Origin of the sequence: Mesorhizobium sp. KR9-304, from assembly GCF_040049215.1 — a bacterium.
Lineage (GTDB): Bacteria > Pseudomonadota > Alphaproteobacteria > Rhizobiales > Rhizobiaceae > Mesorhizobium_K.
Window position 1 is genome coordinate 2,328,106 of sequence record NZ_JBDZDN010000001.1, and the last position, 18,572, is coordinate 2,346,677.

Annotated in this window: 18 protein-coding genes and 1 riboswitch; of the genes, 9 read left to right on the top strand and 9 right to left on the bottom strand. The window is 64.0% G+C overall.

The features are described 5' to 3' along the window. The first annotated feature begins 5 nt into the window (after window positions 1-5). Window positions 6-1,904 carry a cobaltochelatase subunit CobT gene (cobT, locus tag ABLE71_RS11115; RefSeq protein ID WP_348783400.1) on the top strand — a complete coding sequence of 633 codons (1,899 nt, stop codon included), beginning with the start codon at window positions 6-8 and terminating at the stop codon, window positions 1,902-1,904. After that, the gene (locus ABLE71_RS11120; RefSeq protein ID WP_348783401.1) at window positions 1,901-2,959 is read left to right on the top strand and encodes an esterase-like activity of phytase family protein; all 1,059 of its coding nucleotides are present in this window, start codon (window positions 1,901-1,903) and stop codon (window positions 2,957-2,959) included. Before cobT ends, ABLE71_RS11120 begins: the two co-directional genes overlap by 4 nt. 16 nt (window positions 2,960-2,975) lie before the next feature. Here the strand turns inward: ABLE71_RS11120 and ABLE71_RS11125 are convergent, their stop codons facing one another. The 4 genes from ABLE71_RS11125 to rpmB all read right to left on the bottom strand — a co-directional run bounded on the left by ABLE71_RS11125 (window position 2,976) and on the right by rpmB (window position 7,686). Continuing rightward, entirely contained in the window at window positions 2,976-4,193 is a 1,218-nt protein-coding gene (locus ABLE71_RS11125) for a serine hydrolase (RefSeq protein WP_348783402.1), read from the bottom strand. Between the two features lie 155 nt (window positions 4,194-4,348). Next, the gene (locus ABLE71_RS11130) at window positions 4,349-6,469 is read right to left on the bottom strand and encodes an EAL domain-containing protein (RefSeq protein WP_348783403.1); all 2,121 of its coding nucleotides are present in this window, start codon (window positions 6,467-6,469) and stop codon (window positions 4,349-4,351) included. A 174-nt stretch (window positions 6,470-6,643) separates the two neighbouring features. Continuing rightward, window positions 6,644-7,321 carry a queuosine precursor transporter gene (locus tag ABLE71_RS11135; RefSeq protein ID WP_348783404.1) on the bottom strand — a complete coding sequence of 226 codons (678 nt, stop codon included), beginning with the start codon at window positions 7,319-7,321 and terminating at the stop codon, window positions 6,644-6,646. A 71-nt stretch (window positions 7,322-7,392) separates the two neighbouring features. After that, complete coding sequence (gene rpmB / locus ABLE71_RS11140) at window positions 7,393-7,686, bottom strand: 50S ribosomal protein L28 (protein ID WP_348783405.1); 294 nt, start codon at window positions 7,684-7,686, stop codon at window positions 7,393-7,395. A 243-nt stretch (window positions 7,687-7,929) separates the two neighbouring features. On the opposite strand from rpmB, the gene ABLE71_RS11145 reads away from it, so the two are divergent. Further along, window positions 7,930-8,712 (top strand): DUF3108 domain-containing protein, encoded by a 783-nt coding sequence (locus ABLE71_RS11145; protein WP_348783406.1) that lies wholly within the window; start codon window positions 7,930-7,932, stop codon window positions 8,710-8,712. A 38-nt stretch (window positions 8,713-8,750) separates the two neighbouring features. Beyond that, window positions 8,751-9,653, top strand: coding sequence for an EamA family transporter (locus tag ABLE71_RS11150; RefSeq protein WP_348783407.1), 903 nt, complete (start codon window positions 8,751-8,753; stop codon window positions 9,651-9,653). 6 nt (window positions 9,654-9,659) lie between these two features. Here ABLE71_RS11150 and ABLE71_RS11155 read toward each other — a convergent pair whose 3' ends face one another. Both ABLE71_RS11155 and gloB read right to left on the bottom strand, forming a co-directional pair. After that, a complete protein-coding gene (locus ABLE71_RS11155; RefSeq protein ID WP_348783408.1) occupies window positions 9,660-10,097 on the bottom strand; it encodes a cupin domain-containing protein in 438 nt (145 codons plus the stop codon). A 4-nt stretch (window positions 10,098-10,101) separates the two neighbouring features. Further along, the gene (gene gloB, locus ABLE71_RS11160; protein WP_348783409.1) at window positions 10,102-10,869 is read right to left on the bottom strand and encodes a hydroxyacylglutathione hydrolase; all 768 of its coding nucleotides are present in this window, start codon (window positions 10,867-10,869) and stop codon (window positions 10,102-10,104) included. Between the two features lie 150 nt (window positions 10,870-11,019). Between gloB and ABLE71_RS11165 the strand changes: the two genes are divergently transcribed. Next, on the top strand, window positions 11,020-11,766 hold the full coding sequence (locus ABLE71_RS11165) for a class I SAM-dependent methyltransferase (protein WP_348783410.1): 747 nt from the start codon (window positions 11,020-11,022) through the stop codon (window positions 11,764-11,766). 21 nt (window positions 11,767-11,787) lie between these two features. On the opposite strand, the gene metA is transcribed toward ABLE71_RS11165, so the two are convergent. After that, the gene (metA, locus tag ABLE71_RS11170) at window positions 11,788-12,723 is read right to left on the bottom strand and encodes a homoserine O-succinyltransferase (protein ID WP_348783411.1); all 936 of its coding nucleotides are present in this window, start codon (window positions 12,721-12,723) and stop codon (window positions 11,788-11,790) included. A 48-nt stretch (window positions 12,724-12,771) separates the two neighbouring features. Further along, window positions 12,772-12,849: riboswitch (SAM riboswitch) on the bottom strand. A 129-nt stretch (window positions 12,850-12,978) separates the two neighbouring features. Here metA and hisC point away from each other — a divergent pair. Further along, window positions 12,979-14,088: a histidinol-phosphate transaminase gene (gene hisC / locus ABLE71_RS11175; protein ID WP_348783412.1), complete on the top strand. Its 1,110-nt coding sequence runs from the start codon at window positions 12,979-12,981 to the stop codon at window positions 14,086-14,088. Window positions 14,089-14,092: 4 nt separating this feature from the next. Beyond that, on the top strand, window positions 14,093-15,025 hold the full coding sequence (locus ABLE71_RS11180; RefSeq protein WP_348783413.1) for a prephenate/arogenate dehydrogenase family protein: 933 nt from the start codon (window positions 14,093-14,095) through the stop codon (window positions 15,023-15,025). Window positions 15,026-15,032: 7 nt separating this feature from the next. On the opposite strand, the gene ABLE71_RS11185 is transcribed toward ABLE71_RS11180, so the two are convergent. After that, a complete protein-coding gene (locus ABLE71_RS11185; protein ID WP_348783414.1) occupies window positions 15,033-16,016 on the bottom strand; it encodes a DUF2125 domain-containing protein in 984 nt (327 codons plus the stop codon). A 114-nt stretch (window positions 16,017-16,130) separates the two neighbouring features. On the opposite strand from ABLE71_RS11185, the gene ABLE71_RS11190 reads away from it, so the two are divergent. After that, the gene (locus tag ABLE71_RS11190; protein WP_348783415.1) at window positions 16,131-16,646 is read left to right on the top strand and encodes a gamma-glutamylcyclotransferase; all 516 of its coding nucleotides are present in this window, start codon (window positions 16,131-16,133) and stop codon (window positions 16,644-16,646) included. 120 nt (window positions 16,647-16,766) lie between these two features. Further along, the gene (locus ABLE71_RS11195; RefSeq protein WP_348783416.1) at window positions 16,767-17,714 is read left to right on the top strand and encodes an aldo/keto reductase; all 948 of its coding nucleotides are present in this window, start codon (window positions 16,767-16,769) and stop codon (window positions 17,712-17,714) included. An 11-nt stretch (window positions 17,715-17,725) separates the two neighbouring features. Here the strand turns inward: ABLE71_RS11195 and ABLE71_RS11200 are convergent, their stop codons facing one another. Continuing rightward, the gene (locus tag ABLE71_RS11200; RefSeq protein WP_348783417.1) at window positions 17,726-18,508 is read right to left on the bottom strand and encodes a 1-acyl-sn-glycerol-3-phosphate acyltransferase; all 783 of its coding nucleotides are present in this window, start codon (window positions 18,506-18,508) and stop codon (window positions 17,726-17,728) included. Window positions 18,509-18,572: the final 64 nt, after the last annotated feature.

Below are 18,572 nucleotides of genomic sequence, written 5' to 3' on the forward strand. Positions count from 1 at the left end.
ATTCGATGGCCGGTCCCGGCGACAACACTCGAAGCAGATCGAAGACGGGTTCCGAAGCGGATAGCTTCAAGCGCGCCGTGACGGTCTGCATGCGCGCCATATCGGGCGACCATGACCTGGAAGTCGCCTTCGCCAAGGACAAGCCCGCGCTTGCCGGCAATCGTGCGCGGCTTCCTGAACTGCCGAAGAAACCCTCGCCGGCCGACATAGCCGTCACGCGTGGCCTCGGCGATTCCATGGCGCTGAGGCGGGCCTGCCACGATCTCGGTATCCACACCAAGTTCGCCCCTGAGGGCAAGCAGGCGCGCGCCGTCTACGATGCGGTCGAGCAGGCCCGCGTCGAGGCGATAGGCGCTCTGCGCATGACTGGCGTAGGCGACAATATCGGCTCCATGCTGGAAGACAAATACGCCAAGGCCAACCTCGCCGACGTTCGCGACCGCGCCGACGCGCCGATCGAGGAGGCGCTGGCGCTGATGGTGCGCGAGAAACTCACCGGCCGGGCAGCGCCGAAGAGCGGTGAGCGTGTCGTCGACCTCTGGCGCGAATGGGTCGAGGAAAAGGCCGGCGCCGATCTCGACCACCTGATCGGCAATGTCGACGACCAGCAGGCCTTTGCCCGGGTCGTGCGCGAGATGTTGGCCTCGATGGAGATGGCCGAGAACCTCGGCGATGAGGAGCAGTCGGACGAGACCGAGGACAGCGAGGACCCGCAGCCGCAGGGCGAGGAGCAGAGCGAGGAGGGCGGCGAGGACGATTCCGGCGCCGACCAGTCGCAGTCGGACGATCAGGACGCCTCGACCGACGAGGAGCAGGCCGGCGAGATGGACGCGGCGGACGCGACCTCCGACGAATTTTCCGACGACGACGATCCGGACGCCGAGACGCCTGGAGAAGCTAAGCGCAAGGACAATCCATTCGCCGATCTGCCGAACACCGTCGACTACAAGGTGTTCACGACCACCTTCGACGAGACGGTGGGCGCGGAAGAGCTTTGCGAGGAAGAAGAGCTCGACCGGCTCCGCGCCTTCCTCGACAAGCAACTCGCCAATCTGTCGGGCGTGGTCGGGCGGCTCGCCAACCGGCTGCAGCGCCGGCTGATGGCGCAGCAGAACCGCTCCTGGGACTTCGATCTCGAGGAGGGCTATCTCGACCCGGCCAGGCTGGTGCGCGTGGTCATCGACCCGATGCAGCCGCTTTCCTTCAAGCAGGAGCGCGACACCAAATTCCGCGATACCGTGGTCAGCCTTGTGCTCGACAATTCCGGCTCGATGCGGGGACGGCCGATCACGGTCGCCGCCACCTGCGCCGACATTCTCGCCCGCACGCTCGAACGCTGCGGCGTGTCGGTCGAGATTTTGGGCTTCACCACCCGCGCCTGGAAGGGCGGGCAGGCTCGCGAGAAATGGCTGAAGGACGGCAAGCCGCCGAATCCCGGCCGGCTGAACGACCTGCGCCACATCATCTACAAATCGGCCGACCAGCCCTGGCGGCGTGCCAGGCGCAATCTCGGCCTGATGATGCGCGAGGGCCTGCTCAAGGAAAACATCGACGGCGAGGCGCTGCTGTGGGCGCATCAGCGCCTGATCGGACGCCCCGAGCAGCGCAAGATCCTGATGATGATCTCCGACGGTGCGCCGGTCGACGACTCCACGCTTTCGGTCAATCCCGGCAACTATCTCGAACGCCACCTGCGCGCCGTCATCGAGCTCATCGAGACACGCTCGCCGGTCGAACTGCTCGCCATCGGCATCGGCCACGACGTGACGCGCTACTACCGTCGCGCCGTCACCATCGTCGATGCCGAGGAGCTTGCCGGAGCGATGACCGAACAGCTCGCTTCGCTGTTCGGCGAAGAAAGCGTGCGCGACAGCCGCCGCGGCGGTTTGCGTCGCGCCGGATGACGAGATTCTCGCACAGGACGCTTTTACTTGCGCTCGCGGTTGCGTTGGCAGTCGGCGGGTTCCTGTCCACTGCGTGGCAGCCGGCCGGGGCTGCGGTCGAAGGCGTCGAGCGGCTGGAAATTTCAGCCCGCCCGATCCGCCATTTCCGGATAGGCAGTACCGAGAGACGTTTCGGTCCGCTCGAATTCGTCGGCGGGCTGGAACTGACATCGACGTCGCGCGATCTCGGCGCGCTGTCGTCCTTCCGCTTCCTGACGCCGGGGGAGGATTTTATCGGCGTCGCCGACACAGGCTTCTGGTTCTTCGGCACGATCGCGCGCGACGCCGACGGCGTGCCTTCCGGCGTCGAGAACTTCCGCATGCAGCAGATGTTCGACCGCTCGGGAAAGGTCTCGAACCGCAAATGGGAGGTCGATGCCGAAGGTCTGGCCGTGAGGGACGGCGTGGCTACGGTTGGATTCGAGCGCGATCACCGCATTGCGCAATTCGGGATCGAGCCGGACGACATGAAGGCGGCGATCGGCGATCTCGATTTCCTGATCCCGCCGCGCGAGCTCAGGCAGAACCGCGGCTTCGAAACGGTCGCGCACGCCCATTCTCACGGGCAGCACGAAGGCGGACTGATCATCGTCTCGGAAAAAAGCCTCGACGGAGACGGCAACATCTTCGCGGCGATCATCGAAGGCCCCAACAAGGGCGTCTTTACGGTCAGGCGCAACGGTGAATTCGACATCACCGACGGCGCCTTCCTGCCGAACGGCGACCTGCTTCTGCTGGAACGAAGCTTCTCGATGGCATCCGGCGTGAAGATGAGGCTGAAGCGCATCTACGGCGAAAGCATCGCCAAAGGATCGGTCGCCGACGGCCCCGTGTTGTTTACGGCCGACATGGGCTATCAGATCGACAACATGGAAGGGCTGGACGTCTGGACCCGTGCGGACGGCGCGCAGATGGTCTCGCTCATCTCGGACGACAACCACTCGATCCTGCAGCGCAACCTCTATCTCGAATTCGTGCTGCACGACGAGGCCGAGCCCCAGCCGACGAAAAACTAGCCGCCGGCTGTCCAATCTAGCGCAGGGCTTTCATTAACGCATCGTGCATGGCGAAGCTCGCGCATTCCCGGCGGTCGCCGTCCTCCCAATGTCCCCAATCGCTGATCTGCACGATCAAGGCATCCTCATCCGGATAGATGTGAAGGAACTGTCCGGCGATTCCGACCGCGGTGAAATCCGTCCTTGGCCGCGGAAAGAGCCACCACTGGTAGCGGTAGTCTATCGGACAACCCGGATTGTGCGAATAATTGCCTGGCGGAATCGCGTCCGCGCCATCCGGACCATGAGAGATCGCCAGGTCGAACCAGGCGCTGGGGATCACCTGGCGGCCGTCCGGGCCGCGACCCTTGTTCAGCACGAGCAGACCGAAGCGAGCAAGGTCGCGGATCCGCATATATGAGCAGCATGCCCCGATCGGCGTGCCGGTGTAGTCCTCCTTCCAGCGGGCCCTGGCTTCCGCGCCAATCGCTTTCCACAGTCCCCACTCCAGGAAATCCGCCAGATTTTGGTCCCCAAGCATATCTTGCGCAACTGCTGCGTTGATGCTCGCATCGAGGGCCGAATAGTTGAATCCCCCGTTTAACCCCCGGCTGCCATACTTTTTGGCAAATTCCACGATGCTGACTTTCTGGCCTTCCTTGACGCGGCGATCAAATTTCGCCGAGTCCGTGAAACCGTCAAACCATCCTCCGTAGCTGTATTCGCTCCAACGCACGCCGGATCGCATGTTGAGGACGTGCGAGATCGGAACGCCGCTGTATCCGCCCGCCGAAACCCGCTTGCCGAGTTGTGGGAGGAAAGAGTCCACGGGCCGTCGGAGAATTTCTTCGAACTTGGCTCGCGTTCGCGCGCCGTGCTTGGTTGCGATGACGTGGCCCATTAGGGTTGACGTGATCGACTTCGTCACCGAGGCGAGACCATATTCCTTGCCGGGTCGATCAGCCCCACGTTCCGCGCAGGTTTCGGCTTTTTTGTCGTAAAGCTCGAACTTGATCTTGCCCGACTTGATGACCAGCAAGGCGCAAACGCGTACCTCTTGCATGAACTCTGTGAGCGAGCAGGAGCCTTTGGCGCAGGGTACTCGCACCTCTCCTTGGAATTCGGCACGGCCCAGGTGACTGGATTTTGCCGGAGGATCGATCTTGTTGGTGATGTCTGCTGCGTGGACGAAGTTCGCTAAGATCAGAACATTCACGGCAGACCACAGAGCCAATCGGCATTTAGCTTGGATCATCGCGCCCGCCCCCTACTGACCTGCGGGGTAGAGTATGACAATGTCACGTTATTGCGCCAGCCGGCCTTTCCGAAACTCCTACTATGAAAGGGAATGATCTCCGCCGTCCCGTCCGTCCCCGATACTTGGCGCTGAGCACCGATCTCCCAGGTTGTTCAAGACGCTATTGCCAGGTCTCCTGATCCGGCGGAGGAGTTCGCATGTTTCGAGATGAAGGCGAGTGCGTCTTTCGCCGGCATCGGCCGGGCGAAGAGATAGCCCTGGATTTCCCTAAAACCTTCGCGGCGCAGCCGCGCCAGTTGGTCCGGCGTCTCGACGCCCTCCGCCGTCGTCGTCAGGTTGAAGCCTGAGCCGAGACCGGTCACCGCCTTGACGATCGCCATCGAGCCCGGATCGGTGCCGATGCCGGAAACGAAGCTGCGGTCCATCTTGATCTTGTCGAAAGGGAAGGAGCGCAGGTAGCTCAGGGATGAATAGCCGGTGCCGAAATCGTCCATGGCGATGCGCACGCCGAGATCGCGTAATGCATGCAGAAGCTGCAGGTTCTGGCCGTTCTGGGCCAGCAGCACGGATTCGGTGATCTCAAGTTCGAGCCGGCTAGGATGCAGCCCGGCCTCGTCGAGCGCGGAGACGACCGTCGCCAGCAGCCCGACCTGCTTGAACTGGCAGGGCGACAGGTTGACGGCGATCTTGATCTCGCTCGGCCAGCCCGCAGCCGTGCGGCAGGCCTGCCGCAGCACCCATTCGCCGAGATTGCCGATCAGTCCGGTTTCCTCGGCAACCGGAATGAATTCGGCCGGGCCGAGGAGGCCGCGCTCAGGATGGCGCCAGCGCACGAGCGCCTCGAGACCCGAGATCCGGTCGTCGGCCAGCGACAGCACCGGCTGGTAGTGCAGTTCGAACTCCTCGGCGGCCAGCGCCTGGCGCAGCTCCAGCGTCAGGCCGTGGCGGCGCTCGGCGTTGAAGCGCATGGCGCTGTCATAGAAGCGGAAGGTGGAACGTCCGTCCGCCTTCGCCGCGTAAAGCGCAAGGTCTGCGTTGCGCAGCAGCGTGTTGACGTCGTCGCCGTCCTCAGGCGCCAGCGCGATGCCGACGCTGCAATCCACGTGCTCCTGCACGCCGTCGAGGTGGAACGGCTTTGCGAAGGCGTGCATCACCCTGTTGGCCAGCGCAGTCGTATCGGCCGCACCTTCCAGCATGAAGATCAGCGCGAACTCGTCGCCGCCCAGCCGCGCGACCATGTCCGACCGCCCGATCAGGAGTGTCAGCCGCTCGGCCACCTCGACCAGCAGCGCGTCGCCGGCCGGATGGCCCATACTGTCGTTGACATGCTTGAAGTGGTCGATGTCGATATACATCAGCGCGAAAGCGTTGGCGGCAGGCGCGTCGGAAAGAAGCGTCATGATGTGGTTGGTGAAGAAGCTGCGGTTCGGCAGGCCGGTCAGCGCATCATGCATCGCGATATGGGCGATGCGCTCCTCGTAGCTGCGCCGCTCGGTGACGTCCTGGGAGATGCCGACGAGGTAGCGAGAGGGGCTGCCGTCCATGGTCGGGATGGCGCGCTTCATCGTCCGGATGGTTCGCGTGCTGTTGTCGGAACGCTGGACGCCCTCCTCGAAGGCAAGAACGCCGGCGGTTTCCATGGCCTGCAGGTCCTGCTCGCGAAACTGCTGCGCCTGATCCGGCGTGAAGATGTGGCTGTCGGTCTTGCCGATGATGTAGGAAGGCTCGAAGCCGACGATCTCGCCGCAGGCGGCATTGTAGAGGATATAGCGGCCACCATCCTCCATGTCCTTGACGAATACGCCGACCGGCAGGCTGCTGACGATGCTGTCGAGCAGGGAACGCGTGTCGCTCGCCTGGCGATAGGCCCGGTTGACTTCGGTGCGGTCGGTGACGATCGCCAGGATCGCGTCGACGCCGTTGAAGCGCACGTTGCGGCCATAGGTCAGCACCTCCATCACCTCGCCATTGGCTTTGAGATGCTGCCAGCGCTCGGCGCGGCCGAGGTCAGACCGCGACTTGACGGCGGCGCGCATGCGGTCGCGTTCGCGTTCCGGCCGGATGTCCAGCACGGTCATGCTGGCGTAGTCCTCGCGGCTGTAGCCGTAGAGCTTCATCGCCGAGTCGTTCACCGTCAGAAAACCCAGCGTCTCGGGATCGTAGACCCACATCGGTGTCGGGTGGGTGACGAAGAGCGTCTTGAAATCTTCGTCCCCGGTAGCCTCGAGGCCCTCGATACCGCTTCCGGCGAGTTCGCTCTTTCCGATGTTCATCTATGCCGCCCGATGTCCCGCAAGGGGCTTTTCGCCCCACTGACCCCGGCGGCATCAGTCGCACAAAGTTCTAAAGAATCTAATACATTGATTTTGCATATAATTTAAGCGTGCTGCTGAGCAATTCGGCAGCCGGCTGTCTGCCTGAATTTTACGCTTAAGAAAGAGTTGCCCTCAAGCTGCGGCCGGCTGTGCCCATCTGGCGGCGATGAGCCGGTAGGGGATCAGCGCGAAGACGGCGATCGCGAGCTTCACCGTCAGATCGCCCGCCGCCCACGACATCCAGCGCGCCGTCTCGACCGGCAGGAGGCCAAGCAGGGGGGCGTTCTCCAGCGCGAACGCATCGTCAGGGCCGATGAAGGCGAAGGCGGCGGAGAAGGCGACGCTGAAGAAGATCGCTGTATCGAGCACCGATCCCGCCAGGGAGCCGAACACGGGCGCGCGCCACCACGAGCGCTGGCGCAGCCAGTTGAACACCGTTACATCGAGTAGTTGCGCCGTCAGGAAGGCGGCGCCCGACGCGATCGCAATGCGCACCAGCCGGTCGGCGGCGGTCTCGAATTCGATAAAACCGTATCTGAACAGCAGCGGCGGCATTAGGATCGAGCAGGCTACCGCCAGCATGAAGCCGACGAAGACGATCCGCCGCGCCACGGCCGGGCCATAGCGTCGGTTGGCGAGATCGGTCACCAGAAAGGCGAAGGGATAGGTGAACGCACCCCAGGTCAGGATGTCGGCGAGCGCAAGGCCGCCGATTTGGCCGTTCACCGGAAACTGGACAAGCACATTCGAGGCCACGACGATGAGCGCCATGGCCGCCACGAAGGGCGCATAGGAAGTCAGGCGAAACATTTTTTTATCCTGGGTGATGGAACCAGCTGGTGTCTTGATTTCGCAGGCGGCCTACCGCCCGCGAAGCGCTATCAGGCGGCCTGTTCGGCGGACTTCTTGGCGACCTGCTTCTTGAGAAGGCGGGCGCGCTGCGACAGTTCCGCAGCGTCAGCCTTGGCAAGGAACGCATCGAGGCCGCCGCGATGCTCGACCGAACGCAGCGCGTTCGCGGAGATACGCAGGCGAACGTTCTGGTTCAGCGCTTCCGAGATCAGCGTCACCTTGACGAGGTTCGGCAGGAACTTGCGCTTCGTCTTGTTGTTGGCGTGGCTGACATTGTTGCCGGACAAAACGGCCTTGCCGGTCAGTTCGCACGTGCGGGACATTTCGGTTTACCTTCAGTCTTCAACAGCCGCGACGTCGGCGCACCGGCACTATGGCGCGCAGTCGCTTCTAGCGGCCTCATGGAAAAGTCGGGGTTCCATAGTGGCATTTGCAGCTTGCGTCAAGCGCAGCGCCGCAGCCCCTGTTTCTCGATCCGACCACGAAATGGCCGGATTCCAGGGCAGTATCGCCCGCAGGAAACCCTTTCGGTCCCTGAACAGCGCCGAAGAACCGGCATTGGCCCCATGATGTTCCGAGCTTTCGCCATTGGCGCTGCCTTGATCCTCGCCACGATCATGCCGGGGTCGGCCGCCTATCGGGCGCCGCTCTATCGCGGCGAATATACGCTTTCCTTCCTCGGACTTCCCGTCGGGCGCGTCGAATTCGACAGTTATGTCGACCGCGAGGGCTATTCGATCCAGGGCGAGGCCTCGGCCTCGGGACTTGGCGTCTTTTTCTACGATACGACCGGCAAGCTCAGCGCCTCTGGGCGCTTCACCGACGGTGTCCAGGCGGATCGTTTTCGCGCCGAATACCGCTATGACGACAAGCCGACCCTGGTCGATATCCGCTTTGCCGACGGCAATGTCGTGGAGGTCGTCAACGAGCCGCCGCTGAAGAAACGGAGAAAGGATTGGGTGCCGATCGGCCCGGACGACCTGAAGTCCGCCGTCGATCCGATCGCCGCGACGCTGGTGAAGGCCGACAGGCTGGAGGATGTGTGCAAGGGCGGCGCCCGCATGTTCGACGGCGAATTGCGCGCCGACCTCGCGCTCTCCTATGTCAGCACGGGGAAGATGTCGGTCGAGGGTTTCGAGGGCCCGATCGTCACCTGCCGGCTGAAGTTCACTCCCGCCGCCGGCTACCGCAAGGGACGCCGCGCACTCGAATTCCTCAGGACCAAGAGCCGGATCATGGTGACATTTGCCCAGCTCGGCGAAACCGGCGTATACGCGCCGATCCATGCCACGATCGGCACGCAGATCGGCACGATCACGATCCGGGCGCGGCGGTTGGAAGCCTTGTAGGCGCCGGGGCAAGGAACTCCCGCGCCGGAGAATTTTGGATGGCGCGCGCAACACTGATCGGCTTCTCGGCTATCGCGATGTGGGCGCTGCTCGCGCTGCTCACCGACGCGTCCGGCAGGACGCCGCCCTTCCTGCTGTCGGCAATCACCTTCGCCGTCGGCACATGCGTCGGGCTCGCTGCGCGACTCTTCACGGCTGCGCCGGACCGGCCTGCAAAAATTCCATTCCAGGTATGGGTGATCGGCATAGGCGGGCTGTTCGGCTACCATTTTTTCTACTTTACGGCGCTGCGCAACGCACCGGCCGTGGAGGCGAGCCTCATCGCCTATCTCTGGCCGCTCCTGATCGTGCTCGGCTCGGCGCTGATGCCGGGCGAACGATTAAGGTGGCATCATATCGCCGGCGCGCTGCTGGGGCTCGCCGGCACGGCGCTGATCGTCACCAAGGGCGGCGGCGTCGCCTTCGAGAGCCGTTACGCCTTCGGTTACGCGATGGCGGGCGTCTGCGCCTTCCTGTGGTCGGCCTATTCGCTGCTGTCGCGGCGGTTCCCGGCCGTTCCGACCAGCGTCGTCACCTGGTTCTGCGCCGCGACTTCGGCGCTCTCGCTTCTCTGTCATCTGGCGCTTGAGGAAACCGTGCTCCCCGCCACCACGGGACAGTGGCTCGCCGTCCTCGGTCTCGGCCTGATGCCCGTGGGCGCTGCCTTCTATGCCTGGGATATCGGGGTCAAGCGCGGCAACATCCAGGTGCTGGGAGCGGCAAGCTACGCCGCGCCGTTGCTTTCGACCCTCATCCTGATCGCGGCAGGCTTTGCCGAACCGACGTGGCGCATCCTCGCCGCCTGCGTTCTGATCACGGCCGGCGCCGTGCTTGCCGCGAGGTCGATGCTGTTCGGCGGCAAGGCTGCGTCCGCTACGGCCGCTGACAACGCGCCGGCATAACCGGCGTCATCCGGAGATGCCCGGCTCCCACCCGGGCTCGGCCAGTTCAAACTGCGCGAAGTCGAAGCCTGGCGCCACGGTGCAGCCGACCAGCGTCCAGTCGCCGAGACTGCGCGCCGTCTGCCAGCAGTCGGCCGGCACCACCGCCTGCGGCCGTTCGCCGGCCGCCAGATCGCTGCCCAGCCGGAAGGAGACGATGCCGGCTTCCCCATCGGAGATGCGCAACTCAAGCGGCGCGCCGGCGTAAAAGTGCCAGACCTCGACGGCGTCCCTGACGCGATGCCAGGCCGACACTTCGCCTCGCTGCAGCAGGAAATAGATCGCGGTCGAATGGCCGCGACCGCCGACACCGTCACCCTCGTTGTCCCTGAACGTCTCGACGTACCATCCGCCTTCCGGATGGCGGACCAGCCCCAGCGCCGCGACAATCCCTGCGGCGTTCATCGGCTCAGAAATTGTCCTTGCGCTTGCGGATCTCGGCAAAGACCTCGGCATCGGTCGCCTTCTCCATGCCGAGGTTCCTGCGGATTGCCGGATCGTGCCAGCGGATGAACGGGTTCGTGGCGAGTTCCTCGGCAAGCGTGGTCGGCAATGTGGGCTTGTCGGTCGCGCGCAGCTTTTCCACCTTGGCCGCACGCTCCTTGAGCGCCGAGTTGGTCGGGTCGATGGTCAGCGCGAAGCGGGCGTTGGCAAGCGTGTATTCGTGGCCGCAGTAGAGCGTGGTGGCCGCCGGCAGTTCCAGCAGCTTCTGCAGCGAATGGAACATCACCGGCGCCGGCTTTTCCAGAAGCCTGCCGCAACCCATGGCGAACAGCGTGTCCGCCACGAAAGCCACGTGCGACTTCGGAAAATAGTAGCAGATGTGGCCGGCCGTATGGCCTGGCGTCTCGATCACCTCGACCGGCTGGCCGCCGAATTCGAACTTCGAGCCTTCCGACAGTTCCACGTCGATGCCGGGTATCTTGGCCGCTTCCGCCTTCGGCCCGACGATCTTCAGCCCGAACCTCTTCTTCAGCGCCAGATTGGCCTCGACATGATCGGCATGGTGGTGGGTGGTCATGATCATCGTCGGCGTCCAGCCGGTGCGCTTGATCGCAGCCAGGATGGCCGCCTCCTCGGGCGCGTCGATCAGCGCGGTTTCGCCGCTCTTCGGGTCGTGCACGAGGATGCCGAAATTGTCTGACCGGCACATGAACTGATCGATCTGCAATGCCATTCCAAATGCTCCGTTCCGCTCCGGTCAAGATAGGGCGGCGATCTTGCCCTGTCACCACAGGCGGCCGTGTTTTCGGCCTATTGAATCGGCTGCGACCTCCCTGCCGAAAACCGATTCCGGTTTTCGGGCCGATGCAGTAGGGTCCGCCGCATGAATTCGGACATAGTCGATCTCAGATCCTTCTATTCGTCGCTGCTCGGGCGGCTCGCCGAGCGCTCGATCACGATGGCGATCTCGTCGGTCTGGGCGAATCTGCCCAACGAACGGCTTGTGGGCCTCGGTTACACGCTGCCCTGGCTCGACCGTTTCGGCGCGGATGCCGACCGCGTCTTCGCCTTCATGCCGGCAACCCAGGGCGCAGTGACCTGGCCTGCCGCAGGTCCCTCGGCCACGGCGCTGGTGTTCGACGAGGAACTGCCGCTGGTCGATTCTTCGATCGACCGCATGCTGCTCGTACACTCGCTCGAACACGCCGAAAGCCCGCGCGAGACGCTGAAGGAAATATGGCGCGTGCTGTCGCCCGCCGGGCGCATCGTCATCGTCGTGCCCAACAGGCGCGGCATATGGGCGCGCTTCGAGCATACACCGTTCGGCACCGGCCGGCCCTTTTCGCGCGGCCAGCTCAACGAACTGCTCAGGGAGGCGAACTTCACGCCCTCCGCCTGGGCCGACGCGCTGTTCTTCCCGCCGTCGAAGCGGCGGTTCATGATGCGCTTCCATGGCGTGCTGGAGCGAACGGGCCGCCGTCTGTGGCCGATCTTCTCCGGTGTCATCGTCGTTGAGGCGCAGAAACGTCTCTACCAGGGCCTGCCGGTCGCCAAGCGCGCCTCGCGCCGCGTCTTCGTGCCGGTGCTGTCGCCGCAAGGGGCGGCCACACGGTCTTTGCCGCAATTGTAGGGCCGAACTGCAGGGCGCGGCCTAGCCGGCCGCCGCTTCTGCAGGACCGATCAGCTCAAGGTCGAAGGACGTCGTCTGGTAGACCTGGTTGATCCAGTTGCCGAACAAGAGATGAGCGTGGGAGCGCCAGCGATTGAGCGGTGGCCGGCTGGGGTCGTCCTCGGGATAGTATCCATGCGGTATCGCGATCGGCGAGCCCGCGGCCACGTCGCGATCGTATTCCTCCTTCAGCGAGGTCGAGTCGTATTCGATGTGGTTGAACATGTAGAGCCGGTTGCCGGTCCTTTCGGCAGCCAGGCCCGGACCGGTCACATCGGACTCCATCAGCAGTTCGAGGTCCGGCGCAGCGCGGACATCGCTGGACCTTACCTCCGTCCATCGCGACACCGGAATGGCGAAATCGTCCGAGAAGCCGGCCAGGTAGGGCGAGGTAGGGGCGTTGTTGCTGTGCCGGAAGACACCGAAGGCCTTCTTGTCCAGCGTGTATTTGGGAATGCGGTGGAAATGCCAGGCGGCCGCCATGGCTCCCCAGCATATGAAAAACGACGAGTGCACGTTGGTCGTCGTCCAGTCGAGTATCTGCTCAAGTTCCTTCCAGTAGGTGACCTCTTCGAAGGGCAGCAGCTCGATAGGAGCTCCCGTGACGATGAAGCCGTCGAACTTGCGCTCCGCGACCTCTTCCCAGGTCCGGTAAAAAGAGATCAGGTGTTCCTCGGACGTGTTCTTGGCCTTGTGGCCGCCAATGCGCACAAGGGTCAGCTCCACCTGGAGAGGAGAGGCGCCGATTAGCCGCGCGAATTGCGTTTCGGTCCTGATCTTGTTGGGCATCAGGTTCAACAGCCCGATCTGCAGCGGACGGATGTCCTGGCGCAACGCGGTGCGCTCATCCATCACCGATATGCCCTCGCGCACGAGGATTTCGTGGGCTGGCAACTGATCGGGTATCTTGATCGGCATCGCAAAACTCCAGACAAAAAAACCGGCCTTTGCTCGCGCAAAGCCGGTTACAGGATGCAAACGGCCCTTTAGCGAGTTTTTTAACGTGGCTGCAAGCCGACCGGCCAAATCACCACGGAACTTGAGCGTATCTATGCCTGCAGGTGCCGGTCGTCAACCGGGCGGAACCCGGGCCGCGCTGCGGTCTCGACATTCCCTGCCATGGCCTGTATTCCGCTGCCGTCCTCATCCCGAGGCCGTTTCCGGACCGTTTACATGACGAAAGCGACCGATCTCTCCCGTCCGCAGCCGCGCGCAGGCGTCATGGACATCGAGGCCTATGTGCCTGGTAAGAGCGGGGCGCATGGCGCCGTGAAGGTGCACAAGCTGTCGTCCAACGAGAATCCGCTCGGCTCATCGCCCAAGGTCATCGAGGCGGTGCGCGAGGTCGCGGGCAAGCTCGAATTCTATCCCGACGGCGCGGCGACTAGGCTGCGCGAGGCAATCGGCGAGGCGCATGGGCTGAACCCGGCCAACATCGTGTGCTCCAACGGCTCGGACGAGATCCTCGGCCTCCTGGCGCAGACCTATCTTTCGCCGGGCGACGAGGCGATCTTCACCGAGCATGGTTTCCTCGTCTACAAGATCTACATCCAGGCGGCCGGCGCCGTGCCGGTTTCGGTGAAGGAGACCGAGGAGCGCGCCGATGTCGACGCCATCCTCGCCGCCGTTTCTCCGCGCACGAAGATCGTCTTCCTGGCCAACCCCAACAACCCGACCGGCACCTATCTTCCGTTCGAGGAAATCCGCCGCCTGCATGCCGGCCTGCCCAGGCACGTTCTGCTCGTGATCGACGCTGCCTATGCGGAATATGTCCGCCGCAACGACTACGAGGCCGGAGTCGAGCTCGTCGGCAACTCGCAGAACGTCGTGATGACGCGCACTTTCTCCAAGATCCATGGCCTCGGCGGGATGCGCATCGGCTGGATGTACGGGCCGGCGCACATCGTCGACGCGATCAACCGCATGCGCGGACCGTTCAATGTCAACGCCGCCGCCATCGAGGCCGGCGTCGCCGCACTGAAGGACCGAGCCCATGTGGACCGCACCGTCGCGCACAATGACCACTGGCTACGCTGGCTGTCGGAAGAGCTGCCGAAGCTCGGCCTGCGCGTCACGCCGAGCGTCGGCAATTTCATCCTGATTCATTTCCCGACCGACGAGAAGCACTCGGCGGAGAAAGCCGACGCGTTCCTGTCGTCGCGCGGCTACATCCTCCGCCGCGTCGCGGCTTATGGTTTTCCCAATGCGCTGCGCATGACCGTCGGCACCGAGGAGGCGAACCGCGGCGTCGCCGCGGCGCTCGCCGAATTCCTGAAAAGCTGACGTCATGCCGGACCCCATTTTTGAGAAGATCACGCTCGTCGGCATCGGCCTGATCGGCTCGTCGCTGGCGCGCGTCGTGCGCCGCGAGAACCTTGCCGGCCATATCGCCATAGCCACGCGCAGCGCAAAGACACTGGCGCGCGCCAGGGAACTCGAACTCGGCGACAGCTACACGACCGATGCCGCGGAGGCGGTCAAGGGCGCCGACCTCGTCATCGTTTCGGTGCCGGTCGGCTCGTCCGGCGCGGTGGCTGCCGAGATCGCGCCGGCGCTGAAGCCGGGTGCCATCGTCACCGACGTGGGATCGACAAAGCGTTCCGTCATCGCGCAGATGTCGCCGCACATGCCTGCCGGCGTTCATTTCATTCCCGGCCATCCGCTTGCCGGCACCGAAAAATCCGGCCCGGACGCCGGTTTCGCCGACCTGTTCGAAAACCGCTGGTGCATCTTCACGCCGCTGCCGGGAACCGATCCCGCCGCGCTGGAGCGCTTGTCCGAATTCTGGCGGCGCTGCGGCTCCAACATCGACACGATGGACCCCGACCACCACGACAAGGTCCTCGCCATCGTCTCGCATTTGCCGCACATCATCGCCTACAACATCGTCGGCACCGCCAACGATCTTGAGGCCGTCACGCAGTCCGAGGTGATCAAATATTCCGCCTCGGGTTTCCGCGACTTCACGCGCCTCGCCGCTTCGGATCCGACCATGTGGCGCGACGTCTGCCTGCACAACAAGGACGCCATCCTCGAAATGCTGGCGCGGTTCTCCGAAGACCTCGCCTCGCTGCAGCGCGCGATCCGCTGGGGCGACGGCGACAAGCTGTTCGACCTCTTTACCCATACCCGCGCTGTGCGCCGCTCGATCATCGAGGCCGGCCAGGAAATCGACGCGCCCGACTTCGGCCGTCAGGCCGTGGAGCACCCGAAGAGCTAGCGGCGGCTCACAGCGGCGGAATGTCGCCCAGCTTGAAGAAGGCGATCTTCGCCGCGCCCCGTTCGATCACCAACGGCAGGGTAGGGTCGTTGCCCATGAAACTCAGTGCCGAGGATACGTTGCGGATCTCCCTGCGCTTCTCCGGGAAGGCTTCCGCAAGGGCCGCGGACAGTCCCTGCGGGTCGCGCACCGTCAGTTTCAGGTCGGCATCGATCAGCCCGTCGTCGCCTATGGAAAATGACCCGTTGACGGTGAAGCCGGAATCCGGCCCGACTGAGAGCGAGGCATTGCGGATCGTGCCGGAGCGGCCGCGCAGGTCTTCGAGGCTGATGCCGCGCAGGTCGACGCCGCCGTCGATGGTCAGGTCGGACTCGCCGGACAAGGCGGGCAGCTTGCGACCATCGGCCAGCGCCGGGTCGAGCGCCAGTCCCTCGAAGCTGCTGGCTAGATCGAGGTCCTGGCCGTTCGGCCGCATATGCGCCTCGAAGGCGCCGATGGTGGCGAGCGGCGCGCCGTTCGCGGTAGTCGCCGCGACACCGCCGCCTTCGACCGAGACACGTTCCGGCAGCGGCCTTGCCCACCGCACGCTTGCGCGCAATTTCTCCCAGTCGATCTTGAACGAGCCGTTGCGCGGCGTCGCGACCATCGCCGGCCCGTCAAGCTCCGCTACGAAGCGCAGCGGGTCGTAGACCTGGCCCGCGGTGCGCAGGTTTCCCGCGGTCAGTCCGACCGCTTCGGCCGCATCGGCGTAGGCGATGCGGTCGCAATAGACGCCGAGGCGGAACGGAAAGCCGCGCGCGATCGTGTTGTCGCATTCCACTGTGATGCCGTCCCGATTCGCCTCGGCGATCGCGGCCTTGGCCCGGGTCGCCAGACGGTCGGCCAAATAGAACCAGCCGGCGCTGTAGCCGCCGAACAGGACCGCCGCGAAGACGGCGAGCCACAGGATGCGCCGGCCGTAGTTCGGCGTCCTGTCTTCCGTCACCGTCATGGCTTCCCCCGTGTCCCGCGTCTGGCCCAATCCGAGAGGCCTCAACTTTCGAGAATCATGCTTTATTCGTCTGCTTGCGCCAGATTGCGGCGAAACGGACAGTGGCTCGGCGATATGGGCGATTTTTGGGTCTTTGGCTACGGTTCGCTGATGTGGCGCCCGGGTTTCGCACATATCGAGACCCGTCGGGCGCGGCTGCACGGCTTCCGTCGGTCACTCTGCGTGACATCGCATATCTATCGCGGCACGCCCGAAAGGCCCGGCCTTGTGCTGGGACTCGACCGCGGCGGGTCCTGCGTCGGCCTCGCCTTCCGCGTACCTTTCGAGCTTCGCGACGAGGTTCTCGCCTATCTGCGCGACCGCGAACTCGTCACCAGGGTCTATCTGGAGCGCGCGCTGCCGATCCGGCTCGAAAACAACGAAAACGCCATCGCCGTCACCTATGTCGTCGACCGGACGCACGAACAATATGCCGGCAGCCTCGATGAGGAGACCGCGGCGAAGATCGTCTCGGGTGCGGTCGGCCAGGCCGGTCCGAACGAGGAGTACGTGCTCAACACCATCGCGCATCTGAAGGCGCTGGGCATCCGCGACCACTGGCTGGAAGCGGTTGGCCGGCTCGTGACGTGACGGTTACGTCACGTTTCGGCGCGCGGTTTGTCAGCGCGTGATTTGAACTCGGCCGCCTTGGGGACTAGGTTGCCGCCGCCGGTCGAGAGCCGGCAGATTGACGGACTACGGAGAAGTGCCTTGCAGAAACGCCGCCTGGGTAGAACCGACCTCGACATCGCGCCGATCGTGCTCGGCGGCAACGTCTTCGGCTGGACCGCCGACGAGAAGACCTCGTTCGATATTCTCGACCGTTTCGCCGATGCGGGCCTCAACGCCGTCGACACCGCCGATTCCTATTCCCGATGGGCGCCGGGCAACAAGGGCGGCGAATCGGAGACCATCATCGGCAAGTGGATGAAGAGCAGGGGAAACCGCGACAAGGTGGTCGTCATCACCAAGGTGGGCTCGGACATGGGGCAGGGCAAGACGGATCTGTCGGCCACCTACATCGCGAAGGCCGTCGAGGATTCGCTGAAGCGCCTGAAGGTGGAGACGATCGACCTCTATCTCTCGCATTGGCCGGACGACACCGTGCCTTATGACGAGACGCTCGGCGCCTATCAGCGGCTGATCGAGCAGGGCAAGATCCGCTGGTGCGGTGCATCCAACCTCGACGCCGGCCAACTCGCGGCGGCGCTCAAGGTGGCGAGCCAGAAGAAGCTGCCACGCTACGAGGTGCTGCAGCCGGAATACAATCTCTACGACCGCTCCAGCTTCGACGGGCCGCTGCGTGATCTCTGCATGAAGGAAGAGATCGGCGTCATCACCTATTTCAGCCTCGCCAGAGGCTTCCTCTCGGGAAAATACCGCAGCGAGGCCGACCTCGGCAAAAGCCCGCGCGGCGGCAGCATCGGAAAATATCTCGACATCAGGGGAAAGCGCATCCTCGCCGCGCTTGACACCGTATCGGCGCGCCACGGTGTGAAGCAGGCCGAAGTGGCGCTTGCGTGGATCATCGCGCGGCCGGGCGTCACCGCGCCGATTTCAAGCGCCACCACGATCGAGCAGGCCGACAGCCTGATCCGCGCCGCGCAGCTTGAGCTCGCAGCCGCAGACATCGAGGAACTGGACCAGGCGAGCGCTTAATTCGCCGGCGGCTACAGCGCCCCCAGCTCCTTCAGCCTTTTCACCGCCGTCGGCGGCAGCGGCGGCGGGTTTTTGCCCCGCGCCGCTTCGACCAGCAGTTCGTCGCAGGCGGCCTCAGTCTCAGCAATCAGCCGGCGCATGAATTCTTCCTTGCCGAGTCCGGCCGGGATCGGCGGCAGGAAGCGCGCGTGAATGGTGCCTGGATAGCGCATGAATTTGCGCCGCGGCCACCACAGGCCCGCCACATGCGCCACCGGCACCACTGGCAGGTCGAGTTGCGCGTAGAGCTCGACAATGCCGTATTTGTAGGCCGGCTCGTCGCCAGGCGCACGCCTTGTGCCTTCAGGATAGATGATCAGTTGCCGGTCATGCGCCATCTCGCGCTTGGTGTCAGCCACCGCCTGCTTCAGCGCGATCGAGCGCTTGCCCCGGTTCACCGGTATCATCCGCATCTTCATGATGTACCAACCGAAGAACGGTATCCACTGCAACTCGCGCTTCAAAATGTAGAGCGGGTCGCGCAGGTATGGGAAGAATGCGATCGCGTCCCAAAAGGACTGGTGTTTGGGCGCCAGGATGAACGAGCCTTCCGGAAGGTTCTCGACCCCGGTGATGTCGCTCCTGGTGCCGGCGATTTTCTCCATCAACCAAAGGCTCGTCCAAGACCAGAATTTCGGCACGAACCAAGCGCGGTGGCGCGGCGACAGGAAGTAGTAGGGCGTCCAGAAGATCATCTGGATGATCAGGCTGACGTAGAAGGCGACGTTGAACGCCAGCGAACGGATGTAAAGCATGCGCGAGAACCTGCGAGGATGCGCATGCTGGTTACACCAGACGCACGCAAAGGAAAACCGTCGG